This window comes from Pedobacter sp. ok626 (genome assembly GCF_900100435.1).
Classification (GTDB): domain Bacteria; phylum Bacteroidota; class Bacteroidia; order Sphingobacteriales; family Sphingobacteriaceae; genus Pedobacter.
In genome coordinates, this window is sequence record NZ_FNEX01000001.1 from 397,677 (window position 1) to 412,258 (window position 14,582).

General features: G+C 40.3%; 10 protein-coding genes. 9 read left to right on the forward strand and 1 reads right to left on the reverse strand.

Annotation, left to right across the window (positions count from 1 at the left end):
- Positions 1-6: 6 nt before the first annotated feature.
- Together BLS35_RS01370 and BLS35_RS01375 are read left to right on the forward strand one after the other, a co-directional pair.
- Positions 7-1,191 carry a thioredoxin fold domain-containing protein gene (locus BLS35_RS01370; RefSeq protein ID WP_090777004.1) on the forward strand — a complete coding sequence of 395 codons (1,185 nt, stop codon included), beginning with the start codon at positions 7-9 and terminating at the stop codon, positions 1,189-1,191.
- 36 nt (positions 1,192-1,227) lie between these two features.
- Positions 1,228-2,421, forward strand: a complete 1,194-nt coding sequence (locus tag BLS35_RS01375) for a thioredoxin domain-containing protein (RefSeq protein WP_090777006.1) — start codon at positions 1,228-1,230, stop codon at positions 2,419-2,421.
- Between the two features lie 120 nt (positions 2,422-2,541).
- On the opposite strand, the gene BLS35_RS01380 is transcribed toward BLS35_RS01375, so the two are convergent.
- Entirely contained in the window at positions 2,542-3,321 is a 780-nt protein-coding gene (locus tag BLS35_RS01380) for an IclR family transcriptional regulator (RefSeq protein WP_090777008.1), read from the reverse strand.
- Between the two features lie 217 nt (positions 3,322-3,538).
- Between BLS35_RS01380 and BLS35_RS01385 the strand changes: the two genes are divergently transcribed.
- Genes BLS35_RS01385 through BLS35_RS01415 form a run of 7 tightly spaced genes read left to right on the forward strand, consistent with a single transcriptional unit; the run spans position 3,539 to position 14,578 of the window.
- Positions 3,539-6,307 carry a family 78 glycoside hydrolase catalytic domain gene (locus BLS35_RS01385; RefSeq protein WP_090777010.1) on the forward strand — a complete coding sequence of 923 codons (2,769 nt, stop codon included), beginning with the start codon at positions 3,539-3,541 and terminating at the stop codon, positions 6,305-6,307.
- An 8-nt stretch (positions 6,308-6,315) separates the two neighbouring features.
- Complete coding sequence (locus tag BLS35_RS01390) at positions 6,316-7,431, forward strand: glycoside hydrolase family protein (RefSeq protein ID WP_090777012.1); 1,116 nt, start codon at positions 6,316-6,318, stop codon at positions 7,429-7,431.
- A gap of 13 nt (positions 7,432-7,444) precedes the next feature.
- On the forward strand, positions 7,445-9,865 hold the full coding sequence (gene galB, locus BLS35_RS01395; protein ID WP_090777014.1) for a beta-galactosidase GalB: 2,421 nt from the start codon (positions 7,445-7,447) through the stop codon (positions 9,863-9,865).
- A 9-nt stretch (positions 9,866-9,874) separates the two neighbouring features.
- Positions 9,875-11,035 (forward strand): ABC transporter substrate-binding protein, encoded by a 1,161-nt coding sequence (locus tag BLS35_RS01400; protein ID WP_090777016.1) that lies wholly within the window; start codon positions 9,875-9,877, stop codon positions 11,033-11,035.
- Complete coding sequence (locus tag BLS35_RS01405; RefSeq protein WP_090777018.1) at positions 11,032-12,183, forward strand: CaiB/BaiF CoA transferase family protein; 1,152 nt, start codon at positions 11,032-11,034, stop codon at positions 12,181-12,183. The genes BLS35_RS01400 and BLS35_RS01405 overlap by 4 nt, the downstream gene beginning before the upstream one ends.
- Before the next feature lie 3 nt (positions 12,184-12,186).
- On the forward strand, positions 12,187-13,350 hold the full coding sequence (locus tag BLS35_RS01410) for a CaiB/BaiF CoA transferase family protein (RefSeq protein ID WP_090777020.1): 1,164 nt from the start codon (positions 12,187-12,189) through the stop codon (positions 13,348-13,350).
- A complete protein-coding gene (locus BLS35_RS01415; RefSeq protein WP_090777022.1) occupies positions 13,343-14,578 on the forward strand; it encodes an extracellular solute-binding protein in 1,236 nt (411 codons plus the stop codon). Before BLS35_RS01410 ends, BLS35_RS01415 begins: the two co-directional genes overlap by 8 nt.
- Positions 14,579-14,582 lie beyond the last annotated feature (4 nt).

Consider the following 14,582-nt stretch of genomic DNA (forward strand, 5'->3'; position numbering starts at 1 on the left):
AGGAATATGAAAAGTTATATTACAATATTGCTGCTCCTGTTAACTGGGGCAGCCTGTTCTGCTAGTGCCCAGGGAATTGAATTTGACCATGGCAGTTGGACCGAAATTAAAGTGAAGGCAAAAAAGGAGAATAAGCTAATCTTTTTAGATTTCTACACGGTATGGTGTGCGCCTTGTAAAAAGATGGCACTAGAAGTTTTTCCCTTGCCCGAAGCTGGTGAATTCTTTAATATGCATTTTATCAATGTAAAGGTGGATGCAGAAAAAGGCGAAGGGATCATGTTGGCAAAAACTTATGGACCATCAGGGTATCCTACGTTGATCTTTACCGATACAGAGGGAAAACAGCTTTACCGTGCGGGCGGAGCTGAAACGGCAGAGGAACTGATCAAATATGGAAAGGTGGCCTTAAATCCGCAGGAAGATTATGAGCGTTTAAAGGAAAAATACGCCAAAAATGAGCTTGGTAAAGAAGAGCTCTATCGGTATATGGTTATCCTTAAAGCAAAGGGGAAAGATGCCGAAATAAATGGGGTTTTTGACCGCTATTTCGGTTTGTTTAATGAGGCTAGTAAGCAGGCCTTTGAAATGATGCAGGAATATGTAAGTTCCAGTGATTCTAAATCTTTTAAATATTTGCAAGCACATCGTAGTGATTTTTATCATTTGGCAGGGAAAAAGCAGGTGGATGAGTTTATGAAAAAATTACTGTGCCAGGAGTTGGCCTCAGATTTTTTTTACTACGACAAGAACGAACCTTTAGACCGATATCTTGCCGCTAAGCGCGCGTTGAAGCTGAAGGTTAATTTGACTGAGCAGGAAGAATTAGACTTAGATAAATCTTATTATCAGCAGGTAAAGGATGAAGATAATTTTATTAAAACATCGGCTACTTTGATCGAAAAGTATATCTATAACAATGATGAAGCCATTAGCATGATCCTTGGCGGAGCATATATTGTAAAAAAAGAAGCGCATTTATTACTACTTAAAAAATGGGCAGAAATGGCTGTAGCCATTAAGGACAATTCCTTAAACTATTTGTCACTGGCTTTGATTTGCGACAGCTTAAAAGATAAAACCAGCGCATTAAAATACATTGATCTATGCCTTGCCGCCTCTAAGCGGGATGATGATGGGAAAGCGGAGATAATCGGACAATTTAAACAGCGGATCATACAACACAATTAATTAAACAATCACTCAGAAAAATTAAAATCATTACATATGAAAAAGTACTTATTTATCACATTAACTATACTATTGACCGGAGCTGGGTCAATATCAGCCATTGCACAAGGAATGATTTTTAATCATGGCACCTGGGCTGAAATAAAAGCAATGGCAAAAGCACAAAACAAATTGATATTTGTTGATTTCTATACCGTTTGGTGTGCGCCCTGTAAACAAATGACGATGAATGTCTTTCCTCAAAAAGAGGCCGGAGATTTTTACAACAAAAACTTTATTGCTTATAAAGTTGATGCCGAGAAAGGTGAGGGGCCAGCACTTGCCAAAGAATACAAAGTATCTGGATACCCTACGCTAGCGTACATCAATTACAATGGAGAAGTAATTCACAGATTAACAAGCTCTACTGATGTGAAGGAATTGATTGAGCACGGTAAAATGGCACTAACACCTCGCAATGATTATGAGCAGTTGAAAGGGAAATTTGCTAAAAATGAGCTTAACAAAGAAGAATTGTATCGTTACTTCGTTATTGTTAAAACTAAGGGCGACGACAAAGAAACCAATATGGTTTTCGATCGTTACTTTGATGCCGTGGCAAATGTTAGTGCTGAAACATTCAGTTTAATAACCGACAATGTAAGTTCAACAGATAGTAAGTCTTTCAAATATCTTGAAGCCCATGCTAAAGATTTTGGAGCCAAGATTGGAAAAGAAAAAGTAGATGACTTTATCAGGAAGGAGTATTTACAAGAATTTCAAGCAAAGGTTTGGTATAAGTCTTTTCCAACATTTGCAGCATACCAGGAGGCAAAAGCAATATTACAAAAACAGATCAATTTAACGGAAAAAGAAGCATTGGCATTTGATACTGATTATTACTTGCGAGCAGAGGATGAAGAAAACTATATGGTTAATGCAAATAAGTTGGTTGAAAAGTTTTATTATAATGACGATTTGCAGATCAGTAATGTTCTTGGTGGAGGATCCAGATTGGTTAAAAAGGAGAAGAACCTGCTGATTGCAAAGACTTGGGCGGAACGGGCACTGGCCATAAAAGATAATTTTATCAATAATGCAACATTGGCGATGATTTATAAAAACCTAAAGAATAAACCTATGGCCATAAAATATATTGATATATCTATCGAGCAGTGCAAAAAAGAAAAAAACGGCTATGAGGATAGAGCGGGTATGCTTAAAAAAGAAATAGAAGACGCTACCTATTAAAGCCCCGGTTTTATAGTAGGATAGTAAGTTGTAAAATTGGTTACTCCGAAAAGACCTTCTGAGCTTTGCTCCCTTTTTCAGGGAGCCTAAGATCAGGTTTCTTAGAGGAGTACACCTATTTTACATTGTTAAGACCCCAATCCGATCTTCAATTTTCTTCGCACATTTAATCGCCTCAACCAAAATATCCTCGTTATCCATATCCTTATTCACATTTAAGGCGGTAAGACTAGATACTGTTAAACAAGCGATGATCCCGGTGCTTCCGCGACCAATAGGAACGGATACATCTACTACGCCTGCAGCCAAGTCACTGGTCCTGATATAAGCACCTTTAGTTTGGATTTCCTGCAAAGAACTTAAGAACTTTTTCTTGTCCTTATCAGTATATGCCTGGTAGATGTCATTGCCATTCAGGACAACCTCCTGCTCAGCATCCGGCATATAAGCTAGTAATACCTTTCCTGAAGCCGTTAAAGGTAAAGGGAAAAGGTTTCCTTCTTCAATAGACAGTGCTATCGGTCCCGGACTTTTAGCATGAATGATCACCATTACCTGATTCATATATAATATACTCAGGTGACAAGATTGCATCACTGCGTTGGCAAGGTCTTCAAGTGGGTATTGTGCTGCCTTCCGTAATTCATCAACAGGAGAGTGCCGATGCGAAAGGTAAAATAGCTTTAAAGAAAGCCTGTACTTCCCAGAAACTTCATCCCTCAAAATATAACCTCTACTTTCCAAACTCATCAGCATTCTGTAAATTTCATTTGGGCTTTTATCTATACCAGTTGCAATCTCGGTCTGAGAAAGCGGTATAGATTGAGCCGAGAGATATTCAAGAATATCCAAGCCTTTATCTAATGCTGGTGCCTGATATTTAATTTCCTTTTCCTTCATAGAAACAAGCGTGTAACTTTTTAATTGACAAACATACTAAATGCTTTTTATTCATCCTTCTATAGTAGAACAAGTAAAAAGATACCTAAATATATACTTTCATATTTGAAATAAATATTTATATTTGAATTAACAACCATTTGTAAACCCAATATCCTGTTAATCTTTCAACTAAAAAACTAATTTAGTTATAGCAGGTGTTAATCTTATCAACTGAATGAGCAAACTACTATATTTCCTTGGTTTATTTCTTTTCACCTTACCAGCTTTTGCACAAGGTTTAAGTGCGAATGATTTGCGGTGTGAGTATAGAACTAACCCGATGGGGATTGAAGTAAATCTACCTTCATTGAGCTGGAAAATAGGGGCTACCGAAAGGAATGTTCAACAATCAGCCTATCATATAATTGTAGCGGATGATGCTGCTTTGTTGACTAAAAATATCGGAAACATTTGGAACTCTAAAAAAGTCGGTTCGGGCAAATCTTTGCAAGTAAAGTATAAAGGAGAACCTTTGGCTGCCGGGAAAACCTATTATTGGAAAGTAAAGGTATGGGACAATAAAGGCAATGTTTCAAGCTGGACTAATACGGCGAAATGGCAAATGGGACTTTTATGTGTTGCCGATTGGAAGAATGCCGCTTGGATTGCTTACGAGAAACTGGCAGATTCTAATGTAAGCGTGTTGCCGAAAGACAATAAAAAGGATACTTATTTTGGAAGTAATGTGCTGCCGCTTTTAAGAAAGGATTTTGCGGTTAAAAAGCCTGTAGCGAAAGCCAGTTTGTTTATCAGCGGTTTGGGACATTTCGATATGAGTTTAAACGGTAAAAAGCAGGGCGATCACTTTCTGGATGCCGGTTGGGTAAAATATGATAAAGAAGCTTTATATGTAACTTTTGATGTAACCAGCGACTTGCGTAAAGGAGCAAATACAATTGGTGTGATGTTGGGCAATGGGTTTTATTATGTGCCACCCGTAAAAGGTAGGTTCAGAAAATCAAAACCAGCATTTGGCTATCCAAAAATGATATGCAGGTTGCTGCTCGAATATAAGGATGGAACTACAGAAAACATCATCAGTGATAAAAGCTGGAAGACTGCTTCAGGACCAATTACTTTTTCCAGCATATATGGCGGAGAGGATTATGATGCGCGTTTAGAACAACAAGGCTGGGATTCGCCATCTTTTAAAGATGAACATTGGAAAAATGTATTAATTGTGGATGGACCGCCAGCGATCAGGTCGCAACAGGCAGAGCCGCTTAAAATATTTGAAAACTTCAGTGCACAAAAAACCACTAAAATCTCAACTGGGGAATGGATTTATGATCTGGGACAAAATGCTTCTGGTATCATAAGTTTAAAAGTAAAGGGGAATAAAGGTGATACCATAAGAGTTTATCCAGGAGAACTCCTTAAAGATGGAAAAGTTAACCAGAAACCTACCGGGAGTCCATTTTATTTCGAGTACGTATTAAAAGGCCTAGGGGAAGAAATCTGGCAGCCACGTTTTACCTATTATGGTTTTAGGTACTTGGAAGTAAGAGGGGCTACGCCAGCTGGAAATGCTAAAGAGAACCATTTGCCGGAAATATTGGAATTAAAAGGCTTGCATACCCGTAATGCCGCTGGCAGAGTTGGCGAGTTTGCCTCTTCAAACCAACTTTTCAACAGAACTGATAAACTAATCGACTGGGCGATAAAAAGCAATATGGCCAGTGTATTTACAGATTGTCCGCATCGCGAGAAACTAGGCTGGTTAGAAGAATCGCATTTGATGGCTTCATCGGTTATGTATAATTATGATGTGACTACGTTGGCTACTAAAGTTGTAAATGACGTGATCACATCGCAGTTGGATAACGGCCTAATCCCGGAAATTGCTCCGGAATTTATTCAGTTTACATGGGGTGGTGAGATGTTTCGTGATTCTCCTGAATGGGGAAGCACAGGAATTATCCTTCCCTGGTATTTGTACGAATGGTATGGTAATACCGAAGTGATGAAAAACGCTTATCCAACCATGCAACGTTACATCGCTTACTTACAAACCAAAGCAGAAAATAATATTTTAAAACAGGGCTTAGGGGATTGGTATGATATCGGTCCTAAACATCCCGGTGTTTCGCAGCAAACCCCAATGGGTGTAACAGGCACTGCGATTTACTATTATGATTTATGTTTAATGCAGAAAATGGCCACGCTAACGGGCAATCCTGTGGATGCAGCAAAGTATGCTGCTTTGGCCGCTGAGGTGAAACAAGCTTTCAACACAACCTTCTTTAATAAGGAAACCAAGCAATATGCTACAGGCAGTCAAACTGCTAATGCTATGGCGATCTATATGCAATTGGTTGAGCCACAATATAAGGAGGCTGTTTTGGCCAATCTGATCAAAGATATTCGCGATAGAAATAATGCTTTAACCGCTGGTGATATTGGCTATCGCTATGTTTTGAGGGTTTTAGAGCAGGAAAGCCGTTCGGATGTGATATTTGATATGAATAGCAGAAGCGATGTGCCAGGCTATGGTTATCAGTTGGCACATGGTGCAACGGCCCTAACTGAGTCTTGGGCTGCATTGCCCGAGGTTTCTAATAACCACTTTATGCTCGGACATATTATGGAATGGTTTTATAGTGGGGTAGTAGGCATACGGCAAGAGGTTGGATCAGTAGCTTTTAACCACATCCGAATTTATCCGGAGCCGGTGGGAGATCTGACCTCAGCCAAAGGAAGTTACTTATCGCCTTATGGATTGATTGCTACAGATTGGAAGAAATCTGCAAATGCATTTGAGCTTTCTGTTGTGGTTCCTGCAAACTCAAAAGCAACAGTTTATCTTCCTGCAAAGGCGAATCAATTGATCACCGAAAGTAGTGTTGCCATAAAAAATAATACAATGGTTAAGTTGGCTGGTTTTGAAAAAGACAGAGCTATTATTCATATCGGTTCCGGCAGTTACAAATTTAAAGTACAATAGAATTAATCATGAAGCTTATACAGTTATTCATCCTTACTTTTTTTATTTCATCAGCAGCTTTAGCGCAGTCGGGAAAACATTCGATCTCTGCGGCTAAAATGCAGCAGCTTTATGAGGAAGTTAAAACACCTTATAAATATGGATTGGTGATGGTGCCGGATGATGAACAGCATAAGATGGATTGTCCTACTATTTTTCGTGAAGGAAAGTTTTGGTACATGACCTACCTGATTTATAGCGGTCGTGGTTATGAGACCTGGTTGTCAAAAAGTAGCGATCTTTTGCACTGGGAAAATATGGGCCGTTTAATGTCTTTTGGCGATGCCGGTAAATGGGATGATAATCAGAAAGCAGGCTACAATGCTTTAACAAGTACAAAATGGGATGGCGACTACAAGCTTGGTAAGTTTAATGGCAAATACTGGATGTCGTATTTTGGAGGTAAAGAGAAGGGTTACGAAGTGGAACCATTGAGTATTGGAATGGCATATACAGACAAAAGCCCTGCTATAGTTCAGGAATGGCAGCGCTTGGAAAATCCAGTTTTAAGTTCAACAGACGCAGATGTAAGGTGGTGGGAAAACCGTCATAAGCTTTTTAAAAGTACGGTGATTGAAGATAAAAAGAAGCTAACCGGGCATCCTTTTGTGATGTACTATAATGCTGTTGGTGATTCATTGGAAAATAATAAAAAAACAAGATGGTATGAGCGGATTGGTATGGCAGTGTCTGATGATATGTTGCATTGGAAAAGGTTTGATAAAGATCCTGTGGTGCATCAGCCTGTCGGAATTACCGGTGATGGCGTAATTCAGAAGATCAATAATACCTGGGTGATGTTCTATTTCGGCGCCTTTTGGCAAGATAGAAAAGGAGCCTTTAATCGCTTCGCAGCCTCCGATGATTTGGTAAACTGGACGGATTGGACGGGAGATAATTTGATCCAATCCTCGGAACCTTATGATGCGTTGTATGCCCATAAATCATTCGTATTAAAACATAAAGGAGTGGTTTATCATTTCTATTGTGCTGTAAATAAAAAAGATCAGCGTGGCATTGCTGTGGCTACTTCTAAAGATTTAGGGAAAAGTAAGCTTGACTTTGTTGCGGGTAATAATAAATAAAGAATATTAAAGTATGATGTTAAGAAAGAATCTGGTATTGCTTTTATTGATGCTGATTGTTGGTGTTAAGGCCAATAGCCAGTCTCGTATACGCCAAAGTTTTAACCAGGACTGGAAGTTTTTTTTAGGTGATGTTGCTGCGGCTAAATCATCTGGCTTTAACGATTTAAGTTGGAGAAAGTTAAGCTTGCCTCACGATTGGAGCATTGAAGGGAAGTTTGATTTGAAGAACCCAGCAAAGCCAGAAGGTGGAGGTTTGCCTACCGGAGTTGCCTGGTACAGAAAAACCTTTACCCTACCAGCTACTTTACAACAAAAGAACATATTCGTCGAATTTGATGGCGTTTATAAAAATAGTGAGACATGGATAAATGGTCATTTGTTGGGCAAACGTCCTTATGGCTACTCTTCATTTAACTACGAACTGACAAAATATTTAAAGCCGGGGAAGAATGTGATTGCTGTTCGGGTAGATAATTCTGCTCAGCCAGATTCCCGCTGGTATTCCGGTTCAGGAATTTACCGGAATGTATGGTTAACCGCAACGGAAAATGTAGCAGTTGACCACTGGGGGACATTTGTCTCAACAACATCATCCAGTAAAACCAAAGCAAGTATTTACATCAAATCGCAGATCAGAAACCTGAAACGCGTAAAAGGCAAAATAGATCTAAAATGGCAGATCTACGATGCGCAGGGAAAAGCCGTTTCCTCAGCTGAAATGAAGGCGATTTCCATAAAAGATACCCTGTTTGAAGTAGCACAATCTGCTATCGTTAATGAGCCGCAATTATGGTCGGTGAAGAACCCATATTTGTATAAATTGGTTACGCAGGTATTCATCAATAAAAAACTCAGCGATAGCTATGAAACTCCCTTTGGCATCCGCCACTTCAGCTTCGATGCCGAAAAAGGGTTTAAACTGAACGGTGAATACATGAAGATTCTAGGTGTTTGTCTGCACCATGATTTAGGAGCTTTAGGTGCAGCGATCAATGTAAGAGCAATGGAACGCCAATTAGAGATGATGAAAGCGATGGGGGCCAATGCCATCCGTACTGCGCATAATCCACCTGCACCCGAATTACTTGATTTATGTGATAAGATGGGCTTCCTTGTGATGGATGAAGCTTTTGACATGTGGGCCAAAAAGAAGAACAAGCAGGATTATCACCTGAACTGGGACGAATGGCATGTGAAGGATTTACAGAGTATGGTGAAACGAGACAGAAACCATCCTTCGATTATTATGTGGAGTATCGGAAATGAGATCCGTGAGCAATTTGACAGTACCGGGGTTGCCATGACTAAAGAATTGGTGAAGCTGGTAAAAGATCTGGATCCAACACGCCCGGTTACATCTGCACTTACAGAAACTGATGCTAAAAAGAATTTTATTTACCAGTCAGGTGCTTTAGATGTTTATGGTTTGAATTACAACCATAAACTGTATAAGGATTTTCCTAAAAATTATCCCGGGCAAAAGCTTATAGCGACGGAGACAACCTCTTCATTAGATACCCGCGGTTTTTACGAAATGCCTTCGGATAGTATTCGTCGCTGGCCAAAAGATGGCAAAACCAAGTTTACCGAAGGCAATGCTGAGTTTGCCGCTTCGTCCTACGACAATGTTTCTGCTTACTGGGGCTCTACACATGAAGAAACCTGGAAGGAAGCTAAAAAGTATGACCATGTTTCGGGCTTATTTGTGTGGACAGGATTTGATTATTTAGGTGAGCCATTGCCTTATCCATGGCCTGCGAGAAGTTCTTATTTCGGTATTGTCGATCTTGCAGGATTCCCTAAAGACGCTTATTATATGTACCAAAGTGAGTGGACAAACAAGCCAGTATTACACCTGTTTCCACACTGGAATTGGACAGCTGGTAAAATGGTAGATGTATGGGCTTATTACAACAATGCAGATGAAGTAGAGCTGTTCTTGAATGGGAAATCATTAGGGAAAAGGACGAAACAAGGAGAGGATTTGCATGTGGTATGGTCGGTGAAATACGAACCGGGTACCATAAAGGCTATTTCTAAAAAGAATGGACAGGTGGTATTGGTTAAGGAAATTAACACTGCTGGTAAGCCGGCTAAAATAGAATTACTTGCAGATAGAAATCAAATTGGAGCAGATGGAAAGGATCTTTCCTTTGTAACGGTAAGGATTTTGGATGCCCAGGGAAATTTAGTTCCTGATGCAGATAACCTGGTTCAGTTTAAGCTAGAAGGTGAAGCTACAATTGCAGGCGTTGATAATGGTTTTCAGGCAAGCCTGGAACCTTTTAAAGCTAATTACCGCAAGGCCTATCGTGGCTTATGTCTGGCCATTGTGCAGGCTAAAAACAAAGCTGGTCAATTAAAATTAACAGCAATATCTGCAGGGTTGAAATCCGCAGAAGTATCGATTAGTGTAAAAGGAATAAAGTAAAAATAGGTCATGAGTGACAAGATTAATTTAAAAGGAATAACATGGAACCACAGTCGGGGCTTTGTACCCATGGTGGCCACGGCACAGCGGTTTTCGGAATTAAACCCATCGGTAGAAATTACATGGGAAAAGAGAAGTTTGCAGCAGTTTGCTGATTTTTCGATACAAGAGTTGGCACAGCGTTTTGACTTGTTGGTGATCGATCACCCATGGGCGGGTTTTGCGGCTAAAACTCAATCCATCCTGCCATTGGATACCTATTTGACGAAAGCCTATTTAGATGACCAGCGCGTAAATACAGTTGGACATTCGTTTGAGAGCTATTCCTATGATGGTCACCAATGGGCCTTGCCTATAGATGCGGCCACACCAGTGGCTTCGAGCCGTCCTGATCTGTTGAAGAAACATGGCTTTGAGTTGCCAGCTTCTTTCTCAGATTTACTGAAATTGGCCGATAAAGGCTTGGTTGCCTTTGCGGGAATTCCTATAGATGTACTGATGAATTTTTATACTTTCTGCTGTTCTCTGGGTGAAGACCCATGTCAGCAGGAAGATTTGATTGTATCGCGTTATACTGGTGTAAAAGCATTGCAGATGTATCGTGAACTGGCTTCAAAAATTCATCCGGATAACTTTAAAAGAAATCCGATACAAGTATATGAGGCGATGACTTTGAGCGATGATATTGCTTACTGTCCTTTTGCGTATGGATATTCCAACTATTCAAGAAATGGTTATGCGCGCAAACCGCTGCATTTTCATGATATGATTAGCCTGGATGGAGAGACCAATCTACGTAGTACATTAGGTGGTACAGGATTGGCTGTGTCATCTGGTTCGAAAAATATAGAAATGGCGGTGAAATATGCAGCTTATGTAGCTTCTCCAGCCTGTCAGCAAACAGTTTTCTTTGATAATGGCGGTCAACCTGGGTATTTAAGTGCCTGGACAGCTGCTGATGTGAATGCTAAATCAAGTAATTTCTTTGCGAATACATTACCTGCTTTGCAGCGCGCGTTTCTTCGCCCACGCTATCACGGACATATGTTCTTTCAGGATCATGCAGGTGATATCGTAAGAGATTACCTAATGAATGGCGGATCAGAATTACTGGTGCTGGAGCAGATGAATAAGTTATATGTGGAATCAAGAAGCTTAATATTATCATGAGAAGACCACTTGAAGGAATATTAGTTTTAGAGTTTTGCCAGTTTTTGGCGGGACCTTCTGCTGGATTGAAACTGGCTGATTTAGGGGCTCGTGTGATTAAAATTGAGCGTCCGGTAAAAGGCGATGCATGCAGACAACTGGCGATAAAAAACCTATTTGTTGATGAGGATAGTTTACTTTTTCATACCATCAATAGAAATAAAGAATCATACGCGGCAGATTTGAAGAATCCTGAAGATCTGGATATCATCAGGAAACTGATTGCAAAGGCCGATGTGATGACCCATAATTTCAGACCTGGGGTAATGGAGAAAATTGGATTGGATTATTCTTCTGTACAAAGCCTAAATCTTAAAATTATATATGCTGCGGTAACGGGTTATGGTAATGAAGGACCTTGGGCAGCTAAACCGGGACAAGATCTACTTGTACAATCCGTTTCGGGATTAACTCATCTATCGGGCAGTAGTGAAGAAGGCCCTGTGCCATTCGGATTGTCGGTAACTGACATTATGTGTGGTAACCACCTTACCCAGGGTATTATTGCGGCTTTAATTAAGCGAGCCAAAACAAATAAAAGTGTGCTGGTAGAGGTGAGTCTGCTGGAATCTGCGCTAGATGTGCAGTTTGAGGTACTGACAACTTATCTGAATGATGGAGGTCTATTGCCTCAAAGAAGTAAGGTGAAAGGAAGCGGACATGCTTATTTAAGTGCACCTTATGGAACTTATCAGACTAGTGATGGTTATATCGCATTAGCGATGGGCGATTTAGGTAAGATTAGCAAGCTGATTGGTTGTGATATTTCAGCAGTTTATGTGAATGCCGACGATTCATTTGAAAATAGAGATGCATTGTTAGAATTGCTGGGACAGACCTTTATAACCAATACGAACAAACATTGGCTGAGCGTATTGGAACCTCAGGATATCTGGTGTGCAGCCGTGCTGAACTATAAGGAAGCAACAGAATTGGAAGTGTTTAAGAAGATGGAAATCAGACAACTGCTTGATCTTGGGAATGGTAGAACACTGGATACCACAAGAGCGCCAATGCGGATAGATGGGGGTAAATTATTTGCCAGCAAAGCAGCGCCTAAAATTGGTGCCGATAACGAAAAGATTAATAAAGAATTTGATTTGAAATAGTATATGAAACCCCTTGAAGAATATTTAGTAGTTGATTTTAGCCAGTTTCTGTCGGGCCCTTCTGCAAGTCTGCGATTGGCCGATATGGGTGCAAGGGTAATAAAAATAGAGCGGTTGGGTGTTGGCGATATTTGTCGTACGCTATATACTTCTAATGTGATCATGAACGGAGAATCTTCCGTATTTCATGCCATTAATCGCAATAAGGAAAGTTTTGAAGTAAACTTAAAAGACGAGCAAGATTGTCAAATGGTACGTGAGCTGTTGGCAAAGGCTGATGTGATGATCCACAATTTTCGTCCTGGTGTGATGGAAAGATTGGGCTTTGATTATGAGTCTGTACAAGAAATTAATCCAGAAATCATTTATGCAGAGCTTTCTGGCTATGGTGCAGAAGTTGATGGTAAAGGAAAGCCTGGACAAGACTTGTTATTGCAGTCTGTTACCGGTTTAACCTGGTTAAGTGGTAATGCAGATAGCGGGCCTGTGGCAATGGGTTTATCTATTGTGGATATGCTTGCTGGTTCGCACTTGGCACAGGGTATTCTGGCTTGCTTGTTCCGTAAAATAACAAGTAAAGTAGGGGCCTTGGTACAGGTGAGCATGATCGAATCTGCTTATGATTTTCAGTTTGAAACCATTACAACCTTCATGAACGAAGGAGAGATCCTTCCGGAACGGACAGCGAAGAACAATGCAAATGCCTATTTGGGTGCACCTTATGGCATTTATAAAACAGACGGTGGATACATCGCACTGGCGATGGGCTCGATACCAGTTTTAGCTGATTTGTTGGGTTGTGAAGAATTAAAGAAATATACAGATCCAGCAGAAGCATTTGATAAACGGGATGAGATTAAACCTATTCTAGCAGATCACTTGTTAACTGGAACTACGGAAAAATGGTTGGCGATTTTAGAGCCGGCAGACATATGGTGTGCGGATGTTTTGACCTGGAAGCAACTGATGGAACATGAGGGTTTTAAAGCCTTAAATATGATTCAGGAAGTGAAAATGAACGATGGTTATCAGTATCAAACTACAAGATGTCCGATTAGGATTGATGGAGAATTGCTAACTTCCGCCAAAGGTTCACCTAAATTGGGACAGGATAATGGACAGATCATCCGCCAGTTTATTAATGTAAAATCAAGTATCCATGAGTAAAAGTGAAGTATTCAGAATAGCCGTACGCAAGTTTGGCCCCTTTGAATCTGCCATGCAAAAAGTATGGGATCAATATTGTCTTAATTCCGGTTGTGAATTGAAGGCAGAACTGGTACCTCTGGATTTGCATGAACTTCATGAAACTACATTAGTGCAAAATGGCCTTAAAAATGGAGATTGGGATGTTGCACACATCAATACCGATTGGCTCTATGAAGGATATACCAGTGGTGCTTTTGAGGATTTGAAACCTTTTATAGCTGCAAAATCTCCTGCAGCATTTCCAGAAGGATGGAGCAATTCCTTATTGTCTTCGCAGGAATTTGAGGAGGCTATTGTTGGATTGCCTTTTCATGATGGTCCGGAATGTCTGATCTATAGAAAGGATCTGTTTGATGATCCAGATTCGCAAAAAAGCTATTTAGCTAAATACGGGAAACCATTAGTTGTGCCTCAAACATGGGAAGATTTCCAGCAGGTGGCCCGTTTTTTTAACCGTCCGGAGCAAAATTTATACGGAAGTGTATTTGCGTGTTATCCTGATGGACACAATACGGTATTTGATTTTTGCCTCCAATTGTGGAGTCGAGGCGGAACGCTAGTGAACGAGCAAGGAAGAGTTAATGTAAATACCCAACAAGCTATCGAGGGACTTGAGTTTTATAGGGAGATCATTAAAGATAAAAATGCGGTGCATCCCGGCTCAGTGAATTTCGATTCGGTACAGGCAGGTGCAGCATTTGCAAGGGGAGAGGTAGCGATGATGATCAACTGGTTCGGCTTTGCCTCTGTTTGTGAGGTAGATCCTGCATCTGCGGTAAAAGGAAAAGTAGAAGTTGGCTTGTTACCTGTTTCTTCGGGTAGTCAATCAGCATCATTAAATGTTTACTGGTTGTATACGGTTGGTTCGGGAAGTAAGCATAAACAAGCAGCTTACGATTTTATCCGTTTTGCAGTAAATGAAGAAAATGATAAACTGTTAACCCTTGAGGGCGGGATTGGTTGCCGGATTTCGACCTGGAAAGACCAGGAAGTAAACCGGATTGTTCCTTACTATCATAAGCTCGAACAACTCCATGAATCTGCTAAAACACTACCCCAGAAGCACAATTGGGCAGATATAGCATCGTTAATTGATGAAATGGTGTTGAGCACTGTAAATTCAGAATTGCCTATTGCTGAAATTGTAAAAACAGCTCAGGATAAAATTAATTTAATAGACAAGTAGACCA